Genomic DNA, 24,322 nt, shown 5'->3' with positions numbered 1-24,322 from the left:
GAATGACAAAGATAAAGTTAACGCAACTTTTTGGCGCGCGACGATCACGTGAATCGCCTCATCGGCCCATCTGCGGAACAAGTGCCGGGCCATGGCTTTGCGCGAAGCCGTCGCGATACGGAGAAGCGCGGCCTTGAGCGTCGCGGGTGTGGCGTTTTCCCTCCTCTTGCGCATGATTGCGTTACACGCCTGTCCCTACCAAGAAAGGCCGCCACATGAGCCCGCGCAGATTTCATTTCCGGGTTGCCACGGTCCGGATCGACGCTCACCGCCGCTCTGCTCCGGCAGAACCCGAGCTTTCACGCCGGCATGTCAAGTCGCATCGCGGGCCTCTTCGATGGCATGATCTCGCAGGTCTCCGCCGGGAGCGAACTCAGTTCCACCGTGACCGAGGCACAACGCGCGCGCCTTCTGCGTGGATTGTTCGACAGCTATTACGCGGACCGGCAAGAAGAGGTGGTCTTCGATACCAACCGATCCTGGACGGCTTCGCTGCCCGCTCTGATGCAGGTTTTTCCGGATGCCAGGGTCATCTGCCTTGTGCGCGACGTTTCCTGGATCATGGACTCACTGGAACGGCAATTCCGCAAGAATGCCTTCGAACACACACGGCTTTTCAATTCGCCGGCCGAGCGCGCGACGGTCTATACGCGCGTGGAGTCCCTTGCCGGGGCAAATCGACTGGTCGGCTATCCCTGGTATGCTCTCAAGGAAGCCTGTTACTCGGAGTTTGCAGACCGTCTGGTGATCGTCGACTATGACCTTCTGGTCATTCGACCTGCGGAAGTCTTCAAGCTGATCTATGATTTCATTGGCGAAGCGCCCTTTGAGCATGATTTCACGAACGTCAAATACGACGTCGCCGAATTCGATGTGGGGCTCGGCCTGGAAGGGCTGCATCGCGTTCATCCTGCGATCGCCTCCCGGCCGCGCCAGACGATCCTTCCCCCCGACCTGTTCCGGAAATACGAGAGCCTGACTTTCTGGCGCAACCTGCCGGATTCCCGCGCCTTCAGGATCGTTTCGACCCCCGGTGAGGATATTTCCCCGGACAAGTTGGCGACTGCATCCTTCGGAGCAGGAACCAAGGGCATCGCCGAGTGACTATGTGCGCGGGTCAAGAAACCAAACCCTTCGCAGCACGACGTTCTCCGCTGTCGGCCCGGTAATATTGGCCACCGGGATCGCGGCAACAGTCGTCATGCGCTGAACGGCATTCCGAGCCGGGCCATAGGGCTGCCGGACCCGTTCAACGGCACCGTCACCGCCCTTTCCGGCAGATTGTTTTGCAATTGTCTGCCGGGCCAAGGATGGCACCATGACACAGGCCGTTGCCGCAACGCCATCACGCGCCAGCAATAGCTCTCCTGCCTCGCCTTCTCAGCGACAACGTCCTGCATCGCCGGAGATCTGGCGGAGTTTCTGGACGACATGGGGGTGAAACACGGGCAAGGGGCGCCGCACCAGCCGCAGACTCAGGGCAAGATCGAGCGTTGGCATCCCACCATGAAGAACCGCGACCTGCTGGAAAACTGCTTTCTGTCCAGCGACCTTGAGCGGCAGACCGAAGGGTTGCGGTCATGCAATTCAAGGTGTTGGGGGCCGCCGATGCAGTCTCGCCGCGTCTCTTGGTCGGTCCATCTCGATGATCGCCGAGGAACATGGACTATCATGGCTGGCCGTAATAATCGATTATTTATAGCATCACACATTTTGTTCATTTACATGGGTTCAGATGCTGCCCTACGATGGCCCCGCAAAAAGGATGTGCAATGGCCCTGCCCAAACCCATCGGCCCCGCAAAACGCACCCGCGCCGAGGATATCGAGGCGCGTCTGCGCCATGACATCCTGCACGGCAGGCTGGCACCGGGGGACAAGGTGAACCTCGACCGTCTACGCGACAGCATGAATGTCGGCCTGACGCCGCTGCGTGAGGCCATGAACCGGCTGGTGGCCACGGGGCTGGTCGACTCCGAGTCGATGAGGGGCTACTTTATTACGCCGATCTCGGTGGCCAATCTTGACGAGGTTGCGGCCTTGCGGGTCGAACTTGAACCCTACGCCCTGCGGCGTGCCATCGCCAATGGCGGGTTGGAGTGGGAAGCGGCGGTCATGGGCGCTCTGCATCGGCTGAACCGCACGTTGCGGGTGCCGGGCGATCCCGACAGCCTGGCCCAGTGGGAGGCGGCCAACAATACGTTTCACGAAACGCTGATCTCGCGGTGTGACATGCCGCTGTTGATGAAGATGCATCACCAGTTGGTGGCGCTGAACGACCGTTACCGCCATATCTACCTAAAGGCGACGGCGATCCAGCGCGACGTGATCGACGAACACACGGCCATCGCCAATGCCGCGATCGACCGCCGCAGTGACGAGGCGGCCGCGCTGCTGACGGATCACATCACCCGGTCGACCAGCAACCTGCGCAGCCTGATCGTCGCAACCCTGCCGGAGGTCGACTGATGCAGATCGGGCTTGGCCATTTCACCTGCCTGCACCTGCCACCCGCCGACCTTGTCAGGTTGGCGCGGCAGGCGGGGTTCGGCTTTGTCGGGATGCGGTTTCATCCGGTGGCGCCCGGACTGCCGCATTGGCTGCCCTCGCCGGCGGGGCAGGCGGATCTGGCCCGCGTCATGGCGGGCGAGGGCATCGCGCTGTATGATATCGAAACCGTGGTGATCGACGCGGGTCTTGATCCCGACATGCTGGGTCCGGCGCTGGATGCGGCGGCGGCGTTGGGCGGGCAGCGGGTGAACTGCTGCGCTGACCTGTTTCCGGGGCTGACCGAACGGTTTGCCCATCTCTGCGCGCTGGCCGCCGAACGCGGGCTTGGGGTCGATATCGAACCGATGCGCTGGCGCGGGGTGAACACGCCCGCCGCCTGCCTGTCGCTGATCGCCGCCTCGGGTGCGCCCAATGCCGGTTATCTTGTCGACACCCTGCATCACCACCGTTGCGGCGGCACGCCCGAGGAAATCGTCGCGATGTCCGCCGGAGTCGTACGCTCTGCACAGGTCTGTGACGCCCCGGCGGCAACACCCGAAACCACCGAGGGCCTGATCGCCGAGGCACGCGGCGGGCGGCTGTTGCCCGGTGACGGAGGTCTGCCCCTGCGCGAGACCCTGCGCGCGGTGCCGGACGGCACCGTGATCTCGGTCGAACTGCCCAATGCGCAGGACCGCCGGGACGATCTGACACGCGCCCGCGCCATATATGCCGCAACCAAAACGCTGCTGGAAAACCTGTAGATGAAGACGATCCTGATCCTGAACGGCCCCAACCTGAACCTGCTGGGCAAACGCCAACCGCATATCTACGGGCACGAAACGCTGGACGACGTGGCCCGCCTGTGCCGGGCCGCCTGCGCCGAAGGGTTCACCACGCGGATGGAGCAATCCAACCACGAAGGCGCACTGATCGACCTGATCCATGAGGCCCGCAAGACGGTGTGCGGCATCGTGATCAATCCCGGTGCCCTGACCCATACATCCGTTGCCATCCTCGATGCGCTCAATACGTTCGAGCCGCCGGTGATCGAGGTCCACATCAGCCAGGTCCACAAGCGCGAAGCCTTTCGGCACCATTCCTATGTGTCGCTCCGCGCCGACGGGGTGATCGCGGGGCTTGGCCTCGAAGGCTACGCCGCAGCCGTCCGCCGCATCTGTCAGTTGACCGCCTGACGCCGCTAAGGGGAGGAACCCATGCCCATCATCGCCAATCTGGAAGAGGTCACGCCCGCCGTTCAGCAAGTGATGGCTCAGACCACCGATCCGCGCCTGCGCGAGATCATGACCAGCCTCATCAGCCATCTGCACGGGTTTGTCCGCGATGTCGGCCTGACCGAGGCAGAGTTCCAGCAGGCCACCCGTCTGTTGAACACCATGGGGCAGCAGTCCAACGACAAACACAATGAATTCGTGCTGATGGCCGGGTCGCTCGGGGTGTCGTCTCTGGTCTGTCTGATGAACAATGGCGAGGGCGGCACGACGGAGACGACGCAGTCGCTGCTTGGTCCGTTCTGGCGGTTGAACCACCCGATGACGGAAAACGGCGGCTCCATCCTGCGGTCTGAGACGCCGGGGCCACGGCTGTACGGGACTTTTCGGTTTGTCGACAAGGCTGGCGCCCCCATCGCCGGGCTGGAGGTCGATATCTGGCACGCCTCTCCGGTGGGGCTGTATGAAAATCAGGACGAGGATCAGGCGGAATTCAATCTGCGTGGCAAGTTTCTGACTGGTGAGGATGGCATCGTCCGGTTCAAATCCGTGCGCCCCATCGGCTACCCGATCCCGACGACAACGACGGTCGGCCAGCTGCTGACGGCGCAGGAGCGCCATCCCTACCGACCGGCGCATGTACATGTTCTGGCGCATAAACCGGGGCTGAAGACATTGATTTCCCAGATATATGTCGACGACACCGACACCCTGCACAGCGACGTGCAGTTCGGCGTCACCCGCGCACTGGTCGCCGATCTGGTCGCTCACGACGGCCCGCATCCAGAGGACGGCGACGTGGGGCAGTGGTTCACGCTGGACCATAGGCTCGTTCTGGAACCGGGCGAAAGCCGCCTTCCCATCCCTCCGATCAAGTGAGCCGACCATGCTGAGTGACACAGACAGACAAGCCGCCGCCGACGCCATCCTGAAGGCCGAACAGACCCGCGAGGTCTGCGTGCAGCCCTCGACCACATGGCCGGGCATGACGCTGGAGGATGCCTATGACGTACAGCGCCGCTGGGCCGAGGCGCGCATTGCGGCGGGGGCCAAGATCGTCGGGCGCAAGATCGGTCTGACGTCGCGCGCGATGCAGCAGGCGTCAAAGATGACCGAACCGGACTATGGTGTCATTCTGGACGACGCGCTGTTTCGCGACGGGGCGCGCATCGCTTCGGGCACATTCATCAAACCGCGGCTGGAAGCCGAACTGGCCTTTGTCATGGGGCAGGATCTGAAGGGGGCGGGTTGTCAGGTGCACGATGTGCTGCGCGCAACCGAGTATGTGACGCCCGCGCTGGAAATCATCGACTATCGCACGATGGTGCCACGGCAGATTGTCGACACCATCGCAGACAATGCGGCCTATGGGGCGATCGTGCTGGGTGGAAGGCCGGTTCGTCCCTTTGACGTCGATCTGCGCCGGATCGGCGCGACCCTGTCCCGGAACGGTTGCATCGAAGAAACCGGGCTGTCGGCGGGGGTCATGGGGCACCCGGCGGCGGGACTGGCCTGGTTGGTTGACAAGCTCGCTGCGCTGGATGATGGGCTGAAGGCCGGGGACATCGTGCTGGGCGGGTCGTTCACACGACCGGTGGATATTCGGTCTGGCGACGTGATCCACGCTGATTACGGTCCGCTGGGTGGCATTGGGGTCAGTTTCGCATGACCGGCAGAGCCATGCCGCGCCCCGGCTGCCTCGAACCTGCGCGGGCCGTGCCGTGGTATGGGGTGGAGGAGGGCGCGCCCCTTGTCGCTTGTACAGTGACGCACGCCTTCAACGGGTCGCCGGTCGATGATGTGCAGGCATTCCATCGGGCGACCAGCGAAGGTTCGGTGCCGGTTCCATTGTCCGAACGCGTCTCCGATCGAAGCGTTCAGGTCGTACGCGCCGAAAACACTTCCCTTTCAATTCGCTAAAAAGAACTCACCCAATCCCCGTATTCATCAGGTCTAAGGACAATCCGGCAAAGGGACGGTTTCTAGGTCTAGGACTCATAGCCAGTAGATGACGATAGAAGCGAGAACGATGGCTGAGAGGAAGACCTTTGGGCATCGGTCGTAGCGTGTGTCAACGCGCCGCCAGTCCTTGAGCCTGCCGAACATGATCTCGATCCGGTTTCGGCGTTTGTATCGGCGCGTGTCATACATCACCGGCGCCTTCCGCTGCTTCCGTCTTGGGATACACGCACGTATCCCCTTGTTTTTCAGAACTTACCGGAACCAGTCGGCATGGTAGCCGCGATCCCCAGGCAGCCAATCGACATCCGGAAGGCTGTTGCACAGCGCGCGCGCATCGATGTCATCGCTCACTTGTCCTGCCGTGTCGAACAGGTTGAGCGGACGTCCGCGCCCCCCCTTTTTGGCGCCCAGACTGGACGCCGTTCGGCGGGCCTTCAGATAAGTGGCGTCGATCATCACGCACTTCTTCTCGCCGTGATGGTCAAAACCTTAAAGTCTGCACATTTCCTTGCAGTCGCCTATCGACCGCTCAGGAAATGGTCCAGCGTCGGCCCGAACAGCGCGAACACGATTCCGGCAATCCCGATAGCCAGGCCAAGTGGAAATCCACGCCTGTCGGAGATTGCTTTCCAGCGCGTCCGTGCTCCTGAATTCACGGTTCGCATGACGTAGAGCGTCGCCACCGAGGCAAAAATGCTGAGCGAAAAAATCACACCGAACAGCGACAGCGCGCTGACTGGGATCATCAGAGTCAGAACCGTCAACAGCTTGACGTCGCCACCGCCCATCAGTCGAGCGGCGAATAACAGCAAGCTGACAAGAAACACAGCCGTCGCCGCAAAGAGCCGGTGCAGCAACTCGACCCATGTCACGGAAAACGCCAAGCTGACGACAGCGACGATCACAAACAAGGTTACAAGCCAATTTGGAATGCGCATGAAACGCATGTCATAGGCAATCACGGCCAGTAGCAGAGGGACGACCAACCATCCGACCGAGACCTCGAACAAGAGGGTCACTCGGACCTTCCCATGCCTGCGGCGATCAAGGCAACCAGTTGGACTTGCCCGTCCGCTCCCGTCTTGGCGTAGGTGTTGTGCAGATGCGTCCGTATCGTGGCCACCGAAAGATTAAGCGTATCGGCAATATCCTTGGCGGTATCCCCGCCAACCAGCAATTGACAAATCCGCCGCTCTGCGCGGGTGAGACCGGCCGGGTTGTAGGGACCCAGAATGTCGGTCTCTTGCAAAGGACCCGTACTGCGGCCGCGTCCAAAATTTCGTACCTGTCGCGAGACCAGACCACTGACCCGATTTTCCCAACCATTGGCCAACGCAGTCGAGAGCAATGAGAACGGGAACTCGGGACAATCTTCGGGCAAGAGCGCATAAGCGATCTCGATGACATCGTACTGACCTTCAGAGGCACTCAGGATGATCAGGTGGTTTTCAACAAGATCGTGTTGAGCGGCCCATTCACGCTGAGTAGCCGTCTGGTAGAAATCCGGTTCCGTTTGTAACTCGCTCAAACGAAAAATCCTGCCGGGTTCGATCTTGGCCGCGTGATACTTCTGCACATACTTCAGCATGTTGCCGGAACTGACCTTGGGCTTGGCCTGATCCAATGAATGACGTGCAGCCGCAACGGTTTCCAGTCGGTTGCTGCCAAACCTGTACAGCACGGCATTCCGTGCCTCTACCTGCCGGAGCATGACCGACAAGACATCGCTCAGCGGGTAGCGCCCATAAAGACCGGCGTTCCAGTTATTGATCAGGTCAAGACCACGGGCGAGACGAAAATGGAGCTCGCTTGCGCCCGCAAAGGGTACCAACTGACTGCGATCCTTGAGCTTTGGGGCTTGGCTTGGCAATGTGTCGGGGTCTTTCGATCGGTGAAGGGTTTGTCTCCCCTTTCCCGCTGACGATCCAAATATGAGTCTCAAAGTCAACTTTTTTGGGCACGTCGAAGGCTGCATGCCAAAAAAAAGGCTTCATTGTGGCGTGACGGTCCCAAGAGTGACCACCGCATCTTGGAAATGTCCTGAAATGTCCTTGCTCACTCATCTTTCTGGATGAGGCAGGAGAAGACAAATTTAGCTAATGTTGTTTCAGTGTCGGGCAGCCCCCCTTCTGGGTTACCCACGATCAACCCACTAGGTCAACAAACCGCAAGTATAGGATTAGTAAAATGAAAACTCGGTTCCAGAAACTCTTCAAGCGCCTGCAAAGCTGTGAACAAGGTGCGACCCTCGTCGAATATGGCATTGCTTTGGCAGTGGCCGCTGCGGTTGGTGTCGGCGCTTTCACGACCCTTGGCGGGAACGTCGCGACCAACGTGGCTGCGGCGAACGCTGCATTCGACGACGCGCCCACCAACTGAAGCTTGACGGTTGCGTCCTCTCGCAACCCCCAAGTTAAAAAAGCAGATCTGGGTCCCTCCCGTACGAAAAACCGCCTAACGGGGTCCCGCCCCGTTAGGCGTTCCTTTGCCCTTGCCCAAGGATAGCCCCCGTGTCGCCCCGGCTTGCCATCTCCAGATTTCGCAATGACGAACGAGGCAGCATCCTTTTGCCAAGCGCCGTTGCGTTGGTTCTGATGCTTGGAATGGTCGGCTTCATCCTTGATTTCGGCCGCAGGGCCAGCACGCAGACCGAATTGCAGAACTTCGCGGACTCGATCAGTCTGGCCGCCGCCGCCGAACTGGACGGGCGCGCCGATGCAATCCTCCGAGCCCGCCATGCAGCCGCTACTCTGATCCAGGATCGTCAGTCATTCGCCCAAGGCGCGCGTGCGCTCGGCGCGGTCGATATCGCGGAGACGACGTTTTATCGCGCAGATGAAACAGGCGGCTTTTCCCGCGATCCTGTCTTTGAAACCGAATCCCCTCATAGCGCGCGTTTCGTCGCGGTCCGCCTGGTCGAGCGGTCGGTCATCGCCGGTTTGTCAGGTGTCTATCGCCGCATCAACGGCAACACCAGTGATGATGGCACCGTAGGGGCCTTTGCAGCCGCTGGATTCTATTTGGAAGCGTGCAACGTGACCCCGGTGGCAATGTGCCTGCCGTCACTTGACTTTGATGCCAGCACCAGCATCGGGCAAACGCTGACCCTTGACACTGAAATAACCATCAACGGACTTGGCCCCGGTCAAATCGGACTGGTCGACACCCTCACGGATGCGCTTGACGGGTTGAGCATTTGTGCGGGTCTGCTGGGCAACTCACTGGATGCCTGCCTGCTCGCCGCTCGCGAGCCAGAAACGGCCTGCTTCGGCCAAGGTGGCCTGAAAATCTCTGTTGATCTGGAGGGCACCGAACTGCTGAACGCCGTGAACACGCGGTTCGGGCAGTTTGGCGGCCTTGCCGGAGATCTGCTTGGCAACCCGGACTTTGCAGGTGCGCCCAGTGTGTTGACCGGCTTGACCGATTCCGGCGGACTTTGCCTGCCGCTTGGTACGGCAGCAGGTGATTTCAGCCTGCCGGGCGATGACTGCATGGTTGGCGGGGGGTGCAGCATTCAGGGTGATGGAAACTGGCAGGCTGGACGGCTTGCCTATGTAGACGCCCATTACGGCGGGCAAGACCCACATCCCGAGGCGCAGACGCGGTATGAGTTCTATCTGGCCGAGCTTGCGGCATCGGGCAGCGTCGAGGTGCCGTCGTCGCTGTTGTCCAGTCTGGACGGAGCCATTGGCGGGCTGTTGGGCGGTTTGGGTGGCGGCATTCTGGGCGGCGGCTCTGAACCGACCCCGAATTATTGTACTCAACAGCAAGATCCCGATCCCACTCGTCGTCTGCTGGTCGTGGCTGGGATCGACTGCCTGTCGGCCAGTGTCGATGCGCGCGTTTCGACCGCCCCGGTTCAGCAGTTCTTCGAAGTGTTCAGTCTTGGACCCGGCGCCAATGGCGAACTGCAAGTTGAGATCACCGCGTGCCTGGGCGGCGACTGCGGCAAGGGCAACCTTGGTACAGAGGTCGTCGAAGTCGTCAGGTTGGTCGAATGAAACGCACACTTCGTTTCTTCCGGCAAAATGACAGCGGCGCAGCGATTGTCGAATTTGCAATCATTCTGCCGATGATGCTGATGTTTCTCGGCCTTTCAATCGAAGGGGCGCGGATGTTCTGGGCCTTCCAGACAACAGTTGCCGGTGTTCAGGACGCAACGCGCTATCTGTCGCGGGCCATGCCGTCGGATTCGTGCAGCGCCGGACGCAGCACCGACGCGTGGGACGAAAAATTGGGTGAGATCGTCCGCGCAAGTTACACTGGCGCGACGCCTTTCCCCAAATCCGTGTCGATCACAACTGTCCAGTCCTCGCTCACCTGCACGACGGGCACTTACCGGGGCGGGCAGGTCGGTGTGGCGAATGTGACCGCGACATTGCAAATGACCTACCCGCTATCGGGACTTATTGAACTTGTCGGCGGAGCATTTCCGACAATCTCCACCAGCGTGACGGACAGCGCACGGGTATTGAGCCGATGACCCGGTGCCTGCGCAGATATCTTCGCGCGGTTTCGCGACGGGATGACGGGGCTGTTCTTGTCGAATTCGCGCTGGTTGCGCCGATCATGGTTTTTTTGCTTTTCGGATTGATCGATTTCGCGCGGTTGGGATTGGCGCAAGTGATGACAAACAAGGCGACGACCATGGCCGTGCGCATGGCCGTCGTGCGCCCGGCTGCCTGCCCGAATGTGCCGCAACTGGTCAACCGAGGACTGGCAGACTTGCAGTCGCTCGGTCTGCGCAACGGAACCGCCTGTTCCGCACGTACCGGATTGTGCCAGTCCAGCACCACTGTCAGTTGCACCGGCACTCTTTCGAACCCGACGGCGGCCGCGATCTGGAATCAGATCAGCCCGTTGATGCCCACCGGCGCCGGGCCGGAGAACCTGAGGTACTCCTACAGTTTCGACGCCGCTCTTAACCGCGTGGGCACGGCGTATGTGCCCGTTGTGACCGTCGATATCGTCGATCTTACCTTCGACTTCATCTCCCCTTTGGGAGCGCTGGCAGACCTCGCTTCCGGTGCGTCCGGTTCCACCTTGGGGCAAAGCTTCACCTTTTCCTCGATGAGCGCATCCTTGCCCTCAGAAGACCTCAGATAAGGATCCAGATCATGAGCATTGCACAAATCGAGATCGAACATCAGGTGGCGCAGGCTGCTGTGCCGGAGGTCGGACAGGCACAAATACTGATCATTGCAAGATCCACGGCACTGCTGACCGATTTGAGTTCCAAGATGGCGTCGGATTCAAACGTTCAGGGTCATACAGTCTGTGCGGATTTCGTGGATGTGGTAACCTCCGGTGGCCAGAATTGGGATCTGCTGGATTTTGTTGTTTTCGAAATCGGCAACGATCCGGAGGCCGAATTGAATGCCCTGCGCAAGTTGAAATGCGCCAATCCTGAACGCTTGAGGTTTGTCGCCGTCAGCACCTCGCCAGTCTGCGACGACGCGAAAAATCGGTACGTTGACGCCGGCGTGGCCGAGGTGCTGGAACTAAAAGCCGCAGCGCCCACGCCCGACATGACGACCACCTCAGATCCGACACCAACCCCGAGTGAGGAGGGTGCGTCATTGCCCAATAGCGCAAGGGACGGCGACGGCGACGTGACGGTGGTTTTGCGCGCCCGCGGCGGCGCTGGCGCCACAACTGTGGCCGTAAATCTGGCAATTGATCTGGCGGCCAGAGGCCAACCGGGCAAGGTCGCGCTTGTCGATCTGGATTTGCAGAACGGCAGTATCGGGCTCGCTCTGGATCTGCCAGACAGTTCCGAGGCAACCGCGTTCATCCGTGCCGGGAAGCCTGCCGAGCCGGACTACGTCACGCGCGCCATGCAGCGCCACAAAAGCGGTGTCGATGTCTTGACCGCGCCGGATATCCTGGCACCGCTCAGCGCGATGAGTTCGGAAATGGTGAGCACGCTGATCCAGGCCCTGAAGGCGCGCTATGACCACGTCATTCTGGACTTGCCTCAGGCGGTCCTGGATTGGACCGATGCTGTTCTGGACGAAGCAGCGCGGGCGTTGATTGTCACGGACATGACGGTGCCATCGGTTCGGCGTACACGTCGTCTGATGGACTTGATCGGCGAAGATCACATGACATTGCCGATCCGCACCGTCATCAACTTTGAAAAGCGCCCTTTGGTGCCATCGCAGGCACACAAGGAAGCCGCACATCTGATCGGGCGGACGCTCGACCACTGGATTCCCGATGATCCGCGTGCGGCCCGCCGGGCGATAGATATGGGCGTACCAATGCGGTTGGGCGCCAAGAGATCGCGTGCGAGCAAGGCTATTTCAGCCCTCACTCAGTCAGTTTTCGTTAAATCGAAGAAGGGGTAACCCGGTGTTCAGATCTTTCCATGCTGGGGTTGCCGATGCCTCCTCCCACCCCTCCCGCGCTTCCGTCCCCGAACCTGCGGCCATCGACAAGCCTTCGTCGAGACCCGTACGGCAACCCGAACCGCAGCCACCTGCGCCTGGCAAAAGCCCCGCCAATGCCGCGCCCGACACAACGCTGAAGAGTGAGTTGCATAATATTCTGCTCGGCCAGTTGAATCTCGGGGCGGTCGAAAAAGTATCGAAATCCGATCTGCGACGCGAAATCGCCGCATTGGTCGCTCAGCACTTGCAGGACATCGAAAGGATAATGTCCGCGCCAGTCTTTCAGGAACTGGTCGGCGAATTGCTCGACGAAGTGTTGGGCTTGGGCCCATTGGAGCCACTGTTGGCTGACCCTTCGGTGGCAGACATTCTGGTAAACGGCCCGGACAACGTCTTTGTCGAGCGCGCTGGCCTGCTGGAACGCACAAATGTAAGGTTTCACGATGAACGACACCTGTTGCGCATCATCGACAAGATCGTTTCGAGTGTCGGTCGCCGGATCGACGAAAGTCAGCCTTGGGTTGATGCCCGTCTGGAGGATGGCAGTCGGGTAAACGCCATTATCCGTCCCTGCGCCATAGACGGGGCCAGCCTTTCAATCCGAAAATTCTCTCGGACGCCGCTGCACATGGACAAGCTTGTCGAACATGGCGCGCTAAGCAAACCCGCTGCGCAATTCCTGCAAGCGGCAGTCATGGCGCGCATGAACGTGTTGATTTCCGGCGGCACCGGCTCTGGCAAGACCACCATGCTGAACGCTTTGTCATCGTTCATCGACTCCCGCCACCGGCTGGTGACAATCGAGGACGCCGCGGAATTGCAGCTGCAACAGGAACATGTTGTACGTCTGGAAACCCGACCTGCGAACGTCGAAGGGCAAGGAAGGATTTCGCAACGCGATCTGGTGATCAATGCGCTGCGGATGCGGCCCGACCGCATCATGGTCGGTGAGGTGCGCGGGAACGAAGCCTTCGACATGTTGCAGGCGATGAATACCGGGCACGACGGGTCGATGACCACGATCCACGCCAATACCGCCCGCGACGCTGTCAGCCGTCTGGAACAGATGGTGATGATGATCGGTGGCGACTTTCCAATACAGGCAATCCGCGCACAGATCGCATCGGGCGTCCAATTGGTTCTTCAACTCAACCGGATGGCCGATGGCCGCCGACGGGTGACAAGCATATCCGAGATCGTCGGGCTGGAAGGCGACACGATCATGATGCAGGAAATCTTTGCTTTCAAGAAGATGGGGCTGGACGCCGAGGGCAACGTGTTGGGAAGAATGATGGCCAACGGTATTCGACCGCGCTGTTTCGAGGCGATCATGGCCGCCGGTATGCCGTTGGCCGCTGATGCGTTCAGTCACATGGCGGAGGTCGGATAATGCTTGGTGACGGCGTTACCACAATGTTGACCATGGCGGTTCTGGGGTGCGCATTGCTTCTTGCGGTGGCGCTTCGGATGATCTTTTCCCCGGAAGCCCGACAGGAACGTGCCGCAGCAGACCGCATGAAAGACGGAAAGACCAGAGAGCACCAGCACGCTGTCGAAGCGGTCATCCTCAAACAACGCCAGTCCAGCGTCGGTCGTGACTGGCCGGTTGTCGGAAACTTGCGGTTGTTGGTGCGTCATGCAGACATGGAAGGATGCGAAAGGGGCATTGTGCTTGGTTTTGCCGCGTCTGCTGTTTTCGCGGCGATGACGTCAATGTTCTTTCTGAAATGGTATCTTGCCATCCCCTTGGGAGCATTGACCGGCGTGTTCGGGACCATCTCTTATCTCAAGATCCAGCACGCCAAGAGAGTAACCGCTCTGACAAATCAATTGCCAGACGCGCTGGACCTGATGATGCGGGGCCTTCGTGTAGGGCACCCGGTGAGTGCGACCATCGCCAATGTCGGGCGCACGATGCCGGATCCGGTCGGACGCGAGTTTCGGATTCTGGCCGAGCAGATCAGCTTTGGTGACTATCTGACGGACGCCTTTGCCGACATGGCTGACAGGGTCGGCCATGAAGATGTCGAATACCTTTCAGTCTCGATACGCATTCAACACCGAACCGGCGGCAATCTGGCGGACGTGCTGGGTACGTTGTCAAAGGTCGTGCGCGAGCGGATCATCTTGCGACGTCGGATTCAGGCGATCTCTTCCGAGGGTCGGCTTTCGGCCTACCTGCTTTCGGCGCTGCCTGTCGCAATCTTTCTCAGCACATCGATCAGTTCGCCCGGCTATTATTCGGACGTAAGTGATGCCCCTGCCTTCATTCCGATCGCCGTGACGATCGTTCTTCTTGTCGTCGGCAATGCCCTCGCGCTGCGCAAACTCGTAAACTTTGCAATTTAGGGATCGACAATGCCCTGGGATCTAGAATTTTTTTCGGCGACCGCGATGAAGCAAAACGGGCTATTCCTCGCCCTTGCCGGTTTCGCATTGTTCATGCTGGCCACAGGCGCTGTGGGGGTCTTTTCCTCCCGTGATCGCAGCGCGATCCGCCTGCGAAAGTTGGCGATTTCCATGAATGAGTCCAGCCCTTCGCTGTCCAAGGGACCGGAGGCAAACGCTCCGCGAGGCTGGAAAAAAGCGTTGATCCCCGATGACCCATCGAAGCGTGCACAAATCCGCTTTCAATTGGCGAAGGTCGGGTTCGACCGCAGGGATTCAGTTGAATTATTCTTTGTTATCAGGCTTGCCCTTGCTCTTGCGCCGCTCATCATCGTCCTGTCCCTGACGTTCCTTTCGCAAACGGGCCTGCTCCCCAATGCCATTTCCGACACGCTGGAAAGCACCTCTCGGCTGCTGCTTATGCAGATTGCGGCGATCGGAGCTGCGATTGGTTTTTACGCGCCGGGATACTGGCTGAACAAACGTATCAAGGAGCGGAAACAAAAGTTAACGCAGGCCTTTCCCAACGCCATGGACCTGATCCAGATTTCCGTTGAAGCGGGCATGGGTTTTGACGCCGCATTGGCCCGGGTCGGTCTGGAGCTGGGCCGCGTATCCCCTGAGCTGGCCTACGAGTTACTTTTGCTTCAGATGGAAACACAAGCCGGGCGCGACCGGGAAGCGGCATTATTTGACATGGCCGAAAGGATGGGCATCGAGCAAGCCAAGTCATTTGCTTTGGTTGTCGTGCAGTCGATGCAGTTCGGCACCAGCCTGACAGCCGCGCTGAAAATGTACTCTGCCGAAATGCGACAGATGCGGGAACTGGCCGCACAGGAAAAAGCGAACAAGCTGCCAGTACAGATGTCTGCCGTAATGTCTATCCTGATGCTGCCAGCGCTTTTCCTCATCACATTGACCCCGATCGTTATCCGTTATCTTGAGGTCGGTTGACAGATAATCGCGGGTTTCGTTGGCCCGGTCCTCAACGCGAGTGTTTTTCTTGCCGGGTTGCGGGACCCCTGGTCGAACGGCCAGACCCAGGGCCAGATCAATCGCCCTCAATCGCCTGAGGACGCTGAAACGCCAGATGAATGGTCACGAATATCGATCTGCTCAAGGCTCGGCTTGTTGCGGCATCATATCGCGGCTCGCAAGGCCCGCTGCACCTGCTTGTCGACAGCACTGGCATCACGGCCGGGGGCGAAAGCGAGTGGCACGCGCGCAAGCACGGCGGTCCCAAACGGCGGGTCTGGCGCAAGATCCATCTGGGGATTGACGGAGAAACACTGGAGGTCCGCCCCGGCCCTTGCCCGGCAGGCGATTTGCGACGCAAATCAGCCGAAAGGGGAGATCACCGGGAGCGACATCGGCGATGCACCGGTCTTGCCCGATCTGCTCCGCCAGATCCCCGCAGATGAAGAGATCGCCAGCGTCACGGCAGATGGCGCCTATGATACCCGCAAGTGCTGCGATGCCATCGCGGATCGCGGCGCACACGCTGTCATCCCGCAACGGAAGAAGGCCAGGCCGTGGCAGACCGTCACCGCCGGTGCCGCCGCGCGAAACGAAATCCTGCGGGCTTCCAAATACCTTGGCTGGGCCTCGTGGCGACGATGGAGCGGATACCACCGCCAGAGCCGCGCCGACCAGCAAACCAATGTGCAATGCCTGCTCGAATTCCCGGCCTTGTGTCCCAAACAGTCTGATGCGGGACGCACTTGGTCAGCAAAGACGTGGAACCGCCCAATTCATCAGCAGCCTGCGGGCGCGCAAGGCCTCAAGCCACTGCCATCCGCACCGCATCCGTGCGTTACTCTTCCGTCCGTTTCATTCCCGCCGACTGCCATTTCTATTCAAGAAACGCGACCAATGGCGCGGCATCAAACCACGAGATATCCACTTGCGCAGCGAGCGCGCGGCGGGTGTTTTCATCAGTCGAAAACGACCTGACATCGAGGCGGGCAGGTTTTCCGGAAGAGATGCAGAGTGCCCCGATGACTGCGGTTTTCGTTGACTTCGCGCCGCGCGCGCATTGAAATATCCGTCAAGAGCGATCCGTGGGGGCGGATGGGGCCACTTTAGGACGCAAACAGCCGTCCGGGCATCCACGTCTTTTCCAGATAGGCGCAGCCAAAAGTTACATAGTTTGTTTGATCCCGGTGTTTCAGCAGTAGTTTGACCAACCCATTTCGACAGATTGGGATAGTGGAGGTGATTTGATTATGCGCGGAGATGACGACATCGAGGCCCCACTGGCCAGAACGGTGGCAACCGCTGGCTTTTTTGACACCGCGGGCAGCCTTGCCGATGTGGAACCGGTGTCTGTGAGGAGCTTTGCCAAAGCGGCAGCCCCAAGTCCCGATCTGGGCGATACCGTGGGAACCACGCTGAACATCGACAATGCCGACGCGATCCGCGTCTACATCTTGGCGGTAGGAGAAACTACAGGGAGTTTGGTCGCGGATGCGACCAGCGCCTATGAACAGGCCCGGATCATGGCGGCCTTTGCCACATGGTCCGACGTTGCGAACATCCAGTTCGTGCAGACCTTGGACCGCGCACAGGCCGATATCGAAGTGTTTGTTGGCGATACCCCGCCCTATGGCTCGGCCTATTTTCCGAACGGCGGTCTTCAGGTGATGTTCATGTCGAACAGGGTGCCGCAATGGACCGACGCCGGTGCGCTGGACGCGGGCGGCTTCGGCTTTCTGATCCTGATCCACGAAATCGGGCATCTGATCGGGTTGACCCACACCCATGATAGTGACGCAGGGGCGATCGTCATGCCCGGCGTCACGGCGGCCTTTTTTGACCTCGGCGACAACGACCTCAATCAAGAGGTCTATTCGGTGATGAGTTATAATCGCGGCTGGTCGACCGGACCGCTGGGCTACCTGCCCGAGTCGATCATTCCTTATGGCTCTCCGGAAAACCCCTCGGCCATCGACATCATCGCCGTGCAGCGCAAATACGGCGTCAATACGACGACGGGCACCGGCGATAGCGTCTATGTCATGCAAAGTCAGGACCGCAGTTATCGCACGATCTGGGACAACTCCGGCACGGACGAAATCCGCCATGACGGCACCAGTGATGCGGTGATCGACCTGCGCGCTGCAACGCTGGGGTTCGAAGTGGGCGGCGGCGGCTTCATGTCCTACCTGCCAGCGTTTCATGGCGGGTTCACGATTGCCAATGGCGTGGTGATCGAAATCGCCATCGGCGGCGATGGCAATGACACGCTGACCGGCAATGACGCGGCCAACACCCTGTTCGGGCGCGGCGGCAACGATTCAATCCTGGGCGGGAACGACGCGGATACGTTGAATGGCAATGCCGACGATGACACGCTGAATGGCGGCGAAGGTGCTGACAGCATGATCGGCGGTCTGGGTGATGACCGGCTGATCGGCGGCGTCGGGGCCGAGGTTCTGGACGGTTCTCCGGGCGGCAGCGATACACTGGATTATTCGGGCGCGGCGGCACAGGTGATATTGGGCCTGTGGAACAACTCGGTCTCGGGCGATCCGATAGCCAGCGGAGACACGATCCTGAACTTTGAGAACGTTATCACCGGCGCGGGCAACGACGTGATCGCCGGGAACCACCTGAGCAACCACCTGACAGGCAACGACGGCGACGACTCGATATATGGCTATGACGGTGCGGATGTCCTTGAGGGCGGAATCGGGGACGATTTCCTCGATGGCGGTCTGGGCGATGATAGTCTCTTTGGAGGAGCGGATGCAGATACGCTGATCGGCGCTGCCGGAAACGATACATTGGATGGTGGCGCAGGTGCCGACAGCATGATCGGCGGTCTGGGTGATGACCGGCTGATCGGGGGCATCGGGGCGGAGGTTCTGGACGGCTCTCCGGGCGACAGCGATACACTGGATTATTCCAATGCAACGGGGGGGCTGACTCTTAGGCTCTGGAACAACACGGTCTCCGGCGACCCGATCGCGGATGGCGATACCATCCTGAATTTTGAGAATTCCGAAACCGGCTCAGGCAATGACCTGGTCGCGGGCACCAATCTTGGCAACGTATTGACCGGCAACGACGGGGACGACACTATCTATGGCTACGGTGGTGCAGATCTCCTTGAAGGCGGCGACGGAACGGACGTCATTCGCGGCGGAACCGGCAATGACACAATTTCCGGCGGGCACGACCTGGATTACCTCTCAGGTGAGGCGGATGCGGATGTCTTTGTCTTCAACAGTGTCGACGATGCAGGGATCGGGGCCCTGCGCGATCAGATTTTGGACTTCGAGTCCGGTGTGGACGTGATCGACGTGTCCGCGATGGCGGCGGGTGCTTTCGACTTTCTCGGGACGGCAGCCTTTGCGCCTTCGGGAAATGCTGAGCTACGGCTATTCGAAACTCCAAGCGGATCGACGATTGTTCAACTGGACGTGGACGGCAACGGAGCGATAGATGCCGAGATCCGAGTTGCTGGCGTGACCGGATTGACCGTGAGCGATTTCGTTCTGTGATGGAATGGCCAGGCCCGCTTTCAAGTTGCAGGCTTTGTAAATCAATAACTTGAGGAACAGCGCAAGTTGTAGATCGCGTTGGCTCAGTTGCACAAAAGCGATAGAGTCCACTCGTCCCCTTTCGCCGAAAGGACTTGTCACATTGTCTCTATGGAGCATGTGGTTCCAGCCATGTGAACCGCCCCGGGTTTGCCGGAGGCTCCAACTCCTGAGTAGGATGGAGCATCATGAGCAAGACCACGAACAAGTTTTCCCCTGAAGTGCGCGAGCGCGCCGTGCGGATGGTTCTCGACGGCGAGGGTCAGCACGGATCTCGCTGGCAGGCGATCACGTCGATCGCAGCGAAGATCGGCTGCTCGGCGAGCACGCTTAATGACTGGGTCAAGAAGGCCGAGGTCGACAGCGGCAAACGCGCCGGCGTCCCCAGCGAGATGGCAGAGAGAATGAAGGCGCTGGAGCGGGAGAACCGAGAACTGCGCCAGGCCAACGAGATCCTTCGCAAGGCGAGCGCATATTTTGCGATGGCGGAGCTCGACCGCCGGTCGAAGTGATGGTGGATTTCGTTGAGGCGCACAGGGATGCGCACGGGGTCGAGCCGATCTGCAGTGTCCTGCCGATCGCCCCTCCACCTACTATTCTCACCTGGCGAAGCGGGCGGACCCAGCACGATTGTCGGACCGTGCTCGCTGTGATGCTGCACTGCGACCCGAGATCCGGCGTGTTTTCGAAGAGAACTGGCGGGTTTACGGTGTCCGCAAGGTCTGGAGACAACTCGTCCGGGAAGGCTTATCTGTCGCGCGCTGCACTGTGGCACGGCTCATGAAAGACATGGGCATCCAAGGCATCATCCGTGGCAAGCCGCACCGGACAACGATCCCGGACAAGCAGGCCCCATGTCCGCTGGACAAAGTGAACCGCGAGTTCCGGGTTCCGGCGCCCAACATGCTCTGGGGTCGTCCATGCAGGCGCCATTGGTCCGAGCCCAATGGACGACGATTTCACTTATGTCGCCACTTGGAAGGGCTTCGTCTATGTCGCTTTTGTCATCGACGCCTATGCGCGCAAGATCGTCGGCTGGCGCGCCAGCACCTCCGCGCAGACCGGTTTCGTTCTGGATGCCCTCGAGCAGGCCGTCCATGACCGGCGCCCCACGAAGGCCATGGGCCTTGTCCATCACAGCGATCGCGGGTCGCAATACCTGTCCATTCGCTACACCGAAAGGCTGGGCGAAGCTGGCATCGAGCCGTCTGTCGGCAGTGTTGGCGACAGCTATCCCTCTCGGGACATTCCTGCGGAATGCCCTGCCGGGCAGTGGACAATGCCTTGGCCGAGACCATCAACGGCCTCTACAAGGCCGAGGTCATCCATCGCCGTGGCCCTTGGCGCAGCTTCGAGAGCGTCGAATACGCGACGCTGGAATGGGTCGACTGGTTCAACAACCGTCGCCTCCTCGAGCCCATCGGGAATATCCCGCCAGCCGAGGCAGAGGCCAACTTCTACGCAGCTCTGGAAACTGAAGACATAGCCGTGTAACTAACGAAAATCAGCCTCCGGCAAACCCGGGGCGGTTCAATGGTGCCGCGGCCCCGTCTGAGGGAGGACCGCGCCATGCCATTTTATCTTTATCAACTGAGCTACTCCGCCGACGCCATCAAGAGCATGGTCGCCAATCCGAGCGATCGCGAAGCCGCAGCGCGCAAACTGGTGGAGGCGCTTGGCGGCAAGTTGCATCACCTGTTCTTTGCCTTTGGCCAATACGACGTCGTCTGCCTGATCGAAGGCCCCGATGACACCTTCATGATGGCGGGTGCCGCCGCCGTCGCATCCGCTGGAACCGTTTCGGGCTGCGCGACGACGAAACTGATGACTTCGGCCGACGCAATGGCGGCGATGACGAAGGCGGGCGAGGTCACCGGTGCATACCAACCGCCGCACGGGTGAGTGGCTCCGGGGTGCCGGAACGGTATCGGTCGTACGGTCTTTTTCGGCCACCGCGACGCTGCGGGCCATACGACGCCAAATGACACCATCTCGCTGTGCTGAGCCCGTCCGCGCAGATCCACTTTAGAATTCTTTGGCCGGTGGTGTAGCGAGCGACGCGCAAACCGGCCCCATTGGAAAAAGCCGCGCCGGATCGCGGCAACCTGACAGGGAGAGACACCATGAACAAGTCCATGACAATGACCGACACCGCCGCCGCGTTCTTCGACACCATCGAGACGGGCAAGGGCTGGGCCGCCTGCGCGCCTTTCTGCACGCCGGGGGCCACCTTCTCCTGCCAGTCCGACGCCCTGGCGGAGATTGGCACGATCGAGGCCTATGCCGGCTGGATGGAGGGTCTGCTGAAGCTGGCGCCGGACGGCCATTATGACATGAAAGCCTTCGCCGCCGACGAGGCGCGCGCCACGGTGCTGGGTTTTGCGGTGTTTCACGGGACCCACACGGACGAGGGCGGACCGGTGCCGCCGACCGGGTGCAGCGTGGCAGCCGACTACGTCTATGCGATGGAGTTTGATGGCCCGAAGATCAAGCACATGACCAAGATCTGGAACGACGCCCAGTCGATGCGCGCCCTCGGCTGGACCTGACGCCACGGGCACGGGCGCGCACGCCGACACCCCGGCGCTCGGGGGAGAGCAGGAGGAGCGCGCAGATGCGTGCAAACGCGGCCCGCACGGGGAGTGCGTCGACAATTACAGCCAGGGCATGCTGATGGGTTTCTCGTCCTTCCCCTGCTGCGCATCCAGCGCAGCCACAGCGACTGGTACGGTGACCCGTTTGCCTCGACCTCTTCGACAACAAGCGACAACAAGCAAGGAATCGACGCAATGACTCTTCAGATCATCGGCTCCGGCTTTGGCCGGACTGGAACCATGTCAACCAAGATGGCGCTGGAAGAACTGGGCTTTGGCCCATGCCACCACATGGTCGAGGTCATGGCCAACCCAGACCAGCCCGCACACTGGCATGCCCTTGCCGCGGGGCATGATGTCGACTGGGCGCAGGTTTTCGCGGGTTACACGTCGCAGGTGGATTTTCCCGGTGCCGCCTACTGGCAGGATATGCTGGTGGCCTTTCCCGATGCGAAGGTGATCCACACGGAGCGCCCGGAAGACGACTGGTGGGCCAGCTATTCCAAGACCATCGGCAAGTTCTTTGCGCATTACAAATCGCTTCCAGTGCCACCGCCCATCCTCGAATTGTTCGGAACGATGGAAATCCTGCTGGTCGACGGGGTGCTCGGCGGCCTTGATCGCGAACGTTCGATCGCTGCCTATCGTCGCAATAACGAAAAGGTCCGCGCCACTGTGGCAGCGGACCGGCTGCTGGTGTTCACGCCGACAGATGGGTGGGAACCGCTCTGCCGTTTCCTCGATGTGCCGACACCAGCCACCGCGTTCCCGCGCAGCAATGCCCGCGACGAATTCTGGGCGATGTTCGGCGGCGAGCCGGAGGATGCCGAACGGTAAGAAGCCTGACATGACGACTGACATCCACGCCGTCGCCACGGCCTACACCGCCGCCTGGAACAGTGGCTCGGCCGAGGCGGTCGCGTCTTACTACGCCGAAGACGGCGACATCGTTATCAACCGTGGCACGCCCTGGGAGGGGCGCGAGGGCGTCGCCGCGATGGCGGCGGGGTTCTTCGCCGATGTGCCGGACCTGAACCTTGTCTGCGACGGGCTGCGCGTCGCCGGCAATCATGTCCTGTATCTCTGAACCTTCACCGGCCACCATTCAGAGACCCGCAAGCCGTTACGGATCACGGGTTGGGAGGAATGGGATCTGGACGAAGGCGGCAAGGTCGCGGCCCCGCGGGGATGGTTCGACGCGGAGGATTACGCTCGGCAGGTGGCGGGATGAGCGACCCCTTCGCCGATGTAGACGCTGCGTCGCCAGTCATCATCGACATCATCGTCGCAGGACTTGAAACCAGGGCGGCGGATCCGACCATGCTGACGGTGATCGACGCCTATCTCGACAGGCTCGACCCGCCCGATGGTGGTCTGATCGTCGATATCGGTTGCGGCACCGGCGGCGTGACCCGGCGCATCGCCGACCGTTTCGGTCAGGCCCCGGTCCTTGGAATAGAGCGGTCCCATGCATTGACGGACAAGGCACGGGCGTTGGTGGGCGACCGGGCGAACCTCGAATTCCGGTTGGGCGACGGTGAGGCGCTCGGCCTCGCGGACGCAAGCACCGACATCGCCATCCTGCACACGGTGCTATCCCATGTCGCCGACCCAGCCCCGCTGGTCGCCGAGGCCGCGCGGATCCTGCGACCGGGCGGCACACTTGTCGTCTGCGACGCCGATTTTTCCTAGGCTTCGCTGGGACTCGGGCCCGGCGATCCGCTGGGGGCCTGCGCCCAGGCCTTCGTGGCCGGGTCGGTGACCAACGCATGGCTTGCGGGCAAGCTCAAGCCGCTGGCCCGCGCGGCCGAACTGACGGTCGATCACTTTGGCACAGCCAACCGCGTGGTGATGGAGATGACGATGTGCGCCTCGCGATTGTGCAACTGCTGCCACAGCCGGGCGACCTGACAGGGGAGGAAGCCAAATGAACAGCATCGAAAAAACTGTCCGACAATTCCACGAATCCTGGGATCTGCGCGACCCGGAACGCGGCGCTGCCGCCATCGCCCCGGATTGCCAGTTCGAGGATGTGGCGCGCGGCGAGGCGCAAATCGGCCCTGAAGGCTACCTTTCCGATTACCACCGCTGGCGCGCGGCTTTCCCCGACGGCGAGGTCAAGGTCGTCAATGTCATCACCGGAGGCGACGGACCCGATGGCTGGGCTGTCGTCGAGTTCCTCAATCGCGGCACGCAGACCGGACCTCTTCACTCCAGCCTTGGGGAATTCCCGCCCTCGGGTCGCCGGATGGAAGTGCGCTACTGTAGCGTCATGCGGGTGCAGGACGGCAAGGTGGTCGAGGGCCGCGACTATTACGACAGCGCCAGTATCGCCCGCCAGCTTGGCCTGGTGGATTGACCGGATACGAAAGGATACACCAATGCAGCTACCCGACTTCTTCGACGCGATGCACGCGCTCGACGTTCCCTTTCCCGAAACCGTCGCCACCTCCCATGCTGTTCGCTTGGAGTCGGGGTTGGTGGTGTTTTTCCACTTCCATCAGGACTTCAGCCTGCCGCCACATGCGCACGGTCCGCAATGGGGCACTCTGGTCGCGGGCGAGGTGGCGATGACCATCGACGGGCAGACTCGCCGCCATGGTCCGGGGACGCGCTACGATATTCCCGCAGGTGTCGAACATGCCGTCGCAGTAAAGGCGGGCACCATCGCCTTCGACGTCTTTGCCGAGGCCGACCGTTACCCGCTGAAGGCACGCTGAG

The 24,322-nt window shown here is 60.7% G+C and carries 25 protein-coding genes, 4 pseudogenes and 1 other annotated feature; of the genes and pseudogenes, 26 read left to right on the top strand and 3 right to left on the bottom strand.

Annotated features, from left to right (window positions below):
- The first annotated feature begins 243 nt into the window (after nt 1-243).
- The 7 genes and pseudogenes from ACN0S5_RS11825 to hpaH all read left to right on the top strand — a co-directional run bounded on the left by ACN0S5_RS11825 (nt 244) and on the right by hpaH (nt 5,390).
- Nucleotides 244-1,104: a sulfotransferase family protein gene (locus tag ACN0S5_RS11825; protein WP_417208477.1), complete on the top strand. Its 861-nt coding sequence runs from the start codon at nt 244-246 to the stop codon at nt 1,102-1,104.
- Between the two features lie 266 nt (nt 1,105-1,370).
- A pseudogene (locus ACN0S5_RS11820) lies at nt 1,371-1,563 on the top strand (IS3 family transposase); the annotation flags it as partial.
- A gap of 209 nt (nt 1,564-1,772) precedes the next feature.
- Entirely contained in the window at nt 1,773-2,468 is a 696-nt protein-coding gene (locus ACN0S5_RS11815) for a GntR family transcriptional regulator (RefSeq protein ID WP_417208475.1), read from the top strand.
- On the top strand, nt 2,468-3,253 hold the full coding sequence (locus tag ACN0S5_RS11810; protein ID WP_417208474.1) for a sugar phosphate isomerase/epimerase family protein: 786 nt from the start codon (nt 2,468-2,470) through the stop codon (nt 3,251-3,253). The genes ACN0S5_RS11815 and ACN0S5_RS11810 overlap by 1 nt, the downstream gene beginning before the upstream one ends.
- Nucleotides 3,254-3,685, top strand: a complete 432-nt coding sequence (gene aroQ / locus ACN0S5_RS11805) for a type II 3-dehydroquinate dehydratase (protein ID WP_417208473.1) — start codon at nt 3,254-3,256, stop codon at nt 3,683-3,685.
- A gap of 21 nt (nt 3,686-3,706) precedes the next feature.
- Nucleotides 3,707-4,600, top strand: a complete 894-nt coding sequence (locus ACN0S5_RS11800; RefSeq protein WP_417208472.1) for a dioxygenase — start codon at nt 3,707-3,709, stop codon at nt 4,598-4,600.
- Nucleotides 4,601-4,607: 7 nt separating this feature from the next.
- On the top strand, nt 4,608-5,390 hold the full coding sequence (gene hpaH, locus ACN0S5_RS11795; RefSeq protein ID WP_417208471.1) for a 2-oxo-hept-4-ene-1,7-dioate hydratase: 783 nt from the start codon (nt 4,608-4,610) through the stop codon (nt 5,388-5,390).
- Between the two features lie 326 nt (nt 5,391-5,716).
- Here hpaH and ACN0S5_RS11790 read toward each other — a convergent pair.
- From ACN0S5_RS11790 to ACN0S5_RS11780, 3 genes and pseudogenes are all read right to left on the bottom strand, one after another.
- Nucleotides 5,717-6,154: pseudogene (locus tag ACN0S5_RS11790) on the bottom strand (transposase); the annotation flags it as partial.
- A gap of 47 nt (nt 6,155-6,201) precedes the next feature.
- Nucleotides 6,202-6,702 (bottom strand): A24 family peptidase, encoded by a 501-nt coding sequence (locus tag ACN0S5_RS11785; protein ID WP_417208469.1) that lies wholly within the window; start codon nt 6,700-6,702, stop codon nt 6,202-6,204.
- Nucleotides 6,699-7,514: a helix-turn-helix transcriptional regulator gene (locus ACN0S5_RS11780; RefSeq protein WP_417208467.1), complete on the bottom strand. Its 816-nt coding sequence runs from the start codon at nt 7,512-7,514 to the stop codon at nt 6,699-6,701. Before ACN0S5_RS11780 ends, ACN0S5_RS11785 begins: the two co-directional genes overlap by 4 nt.
- Nucleotides 7,515-7,870: 356 nt before the next feature.
- Between ACN0S5_RS11780 and ACN0S5_RS11775 the strand changes: the two genes are divergently transcribed.
- The 19 genes and pseudogenes from ACN0S5_RS11775 (at nt 7,871) to ACN0S5_RS11685 (ending at nt 24,321) form a co-directional block, all read left to right on the top strand.
- A complete protein-coding gene (locus ACN0S5_RS11775) occupies nt 7,871-8,062 on the top strand; it encodes a hypothetical protein (protein ID WP_417208465.1) in 192 nt (63 codons plus the stop codon).
- A gap of 131 nt (nt 8,063-8,193) precedes the next feature.
- The gene (locus tag ACN0S5_RS11770; protein WP_417208464.1) at nt 8,194-9,684 is read left to right on the top strand and encodes a TadE/TadG family type IV pilus assembly protein; all 1,491 of its coding nucleotides are present in this window, start codon (nt 8,194-8,196) and stop codon (nt 9,682-9,684) included.
- A complete protein-coding gene (locus ACN0S5_RS11765) occupies nt 9,681-10,166 on the top strand; it encodes a TadE/TadG family type IV pilus assembly protein (protein ID WP_417208463.1) in 486 nt (161 codons plus the stop codon). Before ACN0S5_RS11770 ends, ACN0S5_RS11765 begins: the two co-directional genes overlap by 4 nt.
- Complete coding sequence (locus tag ACN0S5_RS11760) at nt 10,163-10,789, top strand: TadE/TadG family type IV pilus assembly protein (RefSeq protein WP_417208462.1); 627 nt, start codon at nt 10,163-10,165, stop codon at nt 10,787-10,789. The genes ACN0S5_RS11765 and ACN0S5_RS11760 overlap by 4 nt, the downstream gene beginning before the upstream one ends.
- A gap of 11 nt (nt 10,790-10,800) precedes the next feature.
- Nucleotides 10,801-12,033, top strand: a complete 1,233-nt coding sequence (locus ACN0S5_RS11755) for an AAA family ATPase (RefSeq protein WP_417208461.1) — start codon at nt 10,801-10,803, stop codon at nt 12,031-12,033.
- Between the two features lie 4 nt (nt 12,034-12,037).
- Entirely contained in the window at nt 12,038-13,465 is a 1,428-nt protein-coding gene (locus tag ACN0S5_RS11750; RefSeq protein WP_417208460.1) for a CpaF family protein, read from the top strand.
- A complete protein-coding gene (locus ACN0S5_RS11745) occupies nt 13,465-14,424 on the top strand; it encodes a type II secretion system F family protein (protein ID WP_417208459.1) in 960 nt (319 codons plus the stop codon). Before ACN0S5_RS11750 ends, ACN0S5_RS11745 begins: the two co-directional genes overlap by 1 nt.
- A gap of 9 nt (nt 14,425-14,433) precedes the next feature.
- Complete coding sequence (locus tag ACN0S5_RS11740; RefSeq protein ID WP_417208457.1) at nt 14,434-15,417, top strand: type II secretion system F family protein; 984 nt, start codon at nt 14,434-14,436, stop codon at nt 15,415-15,417.
- Between the two features lie 164 nt (nt 15,418-15,581).
- Nucleotides 15,582-16,416: pseudogene (locus tag ACN0S5_RS11735) on the top strand (IS5 family transposase); the annotation flags it as partial.
- A gap of 272 nt (nt 16,417-16,688) precedes the next feature.
- Nucleotides 16,689-18,968: a M10 family metallopeptidase C-terminal domain-containing protein gene (locus tag ACN0S5_RS11730; RefSeq protein ID WP_417208456.1), complete on the top strand. Its 2,280-nt coding sequence runs from the start codon at nt 16,689-16,691 to the stop codon at nt 18,966-18,968.
- 227 nt (nt 18,969-19,195) lie between these two features.
- Nucleotides 19,196-20,501: pseudogene (locus ACN0S5_RS11725) on the top strand (IS3 family transposase).
- Nucleotides 19,477-19,593: a sequence feature (AL1L pseudoknot), on the top strand. It overlaps the preceding pseudogene by 117 nt.
- Before the next feature lie 75 nt (nt 20,502-20,576).
- Entirely contained in the window at nt 20,577-20,909 is a 333-nt protein-coding gene (locus ACN0S5_RS11720; RefSeq protein ID WP_417208455.1) for a GYD domain-containing protein, read from the top strand.
- A gap of 221 nt (nt 20,910-21,130) precedes the next feature.
- Nucleotides 21,131-21,556 (top strand): ester cyclase, encoded by a 426-nt coding sequence (locus ACN0S5_RS11715; RefSeq protein WP_417208454.1) that lies wholly within the window; start codon nt 21,131-21,133, stop codon nt 21,554-21,556.
- Between the two features lie 240 nt (nt 21,557-21,796).
- Nucleotides 21,797-22,438: a sulfotransferase family protein gene (locus ACN0S5_RS11710; protein WP_417208453.1), complete on the top strand. Its 642-nt coding sequence runs from the start codon at nt 21,797-21,799 to the stop codon at nt 22,436-22,438.
- A gap of 10 nt (nt 22,439-22,448) precedes the next feature.
- Entirely contained in the window at nt 22,449-22,688 is a 240-nt protein-coding gene (locus ACN0S5_RS11705) for a YybH family protein (protein WP_417208452.1), read from the top strand.
- A gap of 140 nt (nt 22,689-22,828) precedes the next feature.
- Complete coding sequence (locus ACN0S5_RS11700) at nt 22,829-23,293, top strand: class I SAM-dependent methyltransferase (protein ID WP_417208451.1); 465 nt, start codon at nt 22,829-22,831, stop codon at nt 23,291-23,293.
- A 66-nt stretch (nt 23,294-23,359) separates the two neighbouring features.
- On the top strand, nt 23,360-23,512 hold the full coding sequence (locus tag ACN0S5_RS11695; protein WP_417208450.1) for a hypothetical protein: 153 nt from the start codon (nt 23,360-23,362) through the stop codon (nt 23,510-23,512).
- A 16-nt stretch (nt 23,513-23,528) separates the two neighbouring features.
- Entirely contained in the window at nt 23,529-23,960 is a 432-nt protein-coding gene (locus tag ACN0S5_RS11690) for an ester cyclase (RefSeq protein WP_417208449.1), read from the top strand.
- A 22-nt stretch (nt 23,961-23,982) separates the two neighbouring features.
- Nucleotides 23,983-24,321, top strand: a complete 339-nt coding sequence (locus ACN0S5_RS11685; RefSeq protein ID WP_417208447.1) for a cupin domain-containing protein — start codon at nt 23,983-23,985, stop codon at nt 24,319-24,321.
- The last annotated feature ends 1 nt before the right edge of the window (nt 24,322 follow it).

This window comes from Antarctobacter sp. (assembly GCF_048262615.1).
In the GTDB taxonomy this organism is placed as follows: Bacteria; Pseudomonadota; Alphaproteobacteria; order Rhodobacterales; family Rhodobacteraceae; genus Antarctobacter.
Note: the sequence above shows the minus strand (reverse complement) of the source record. Positions and strands in the feature narration are given on the sequence as shown.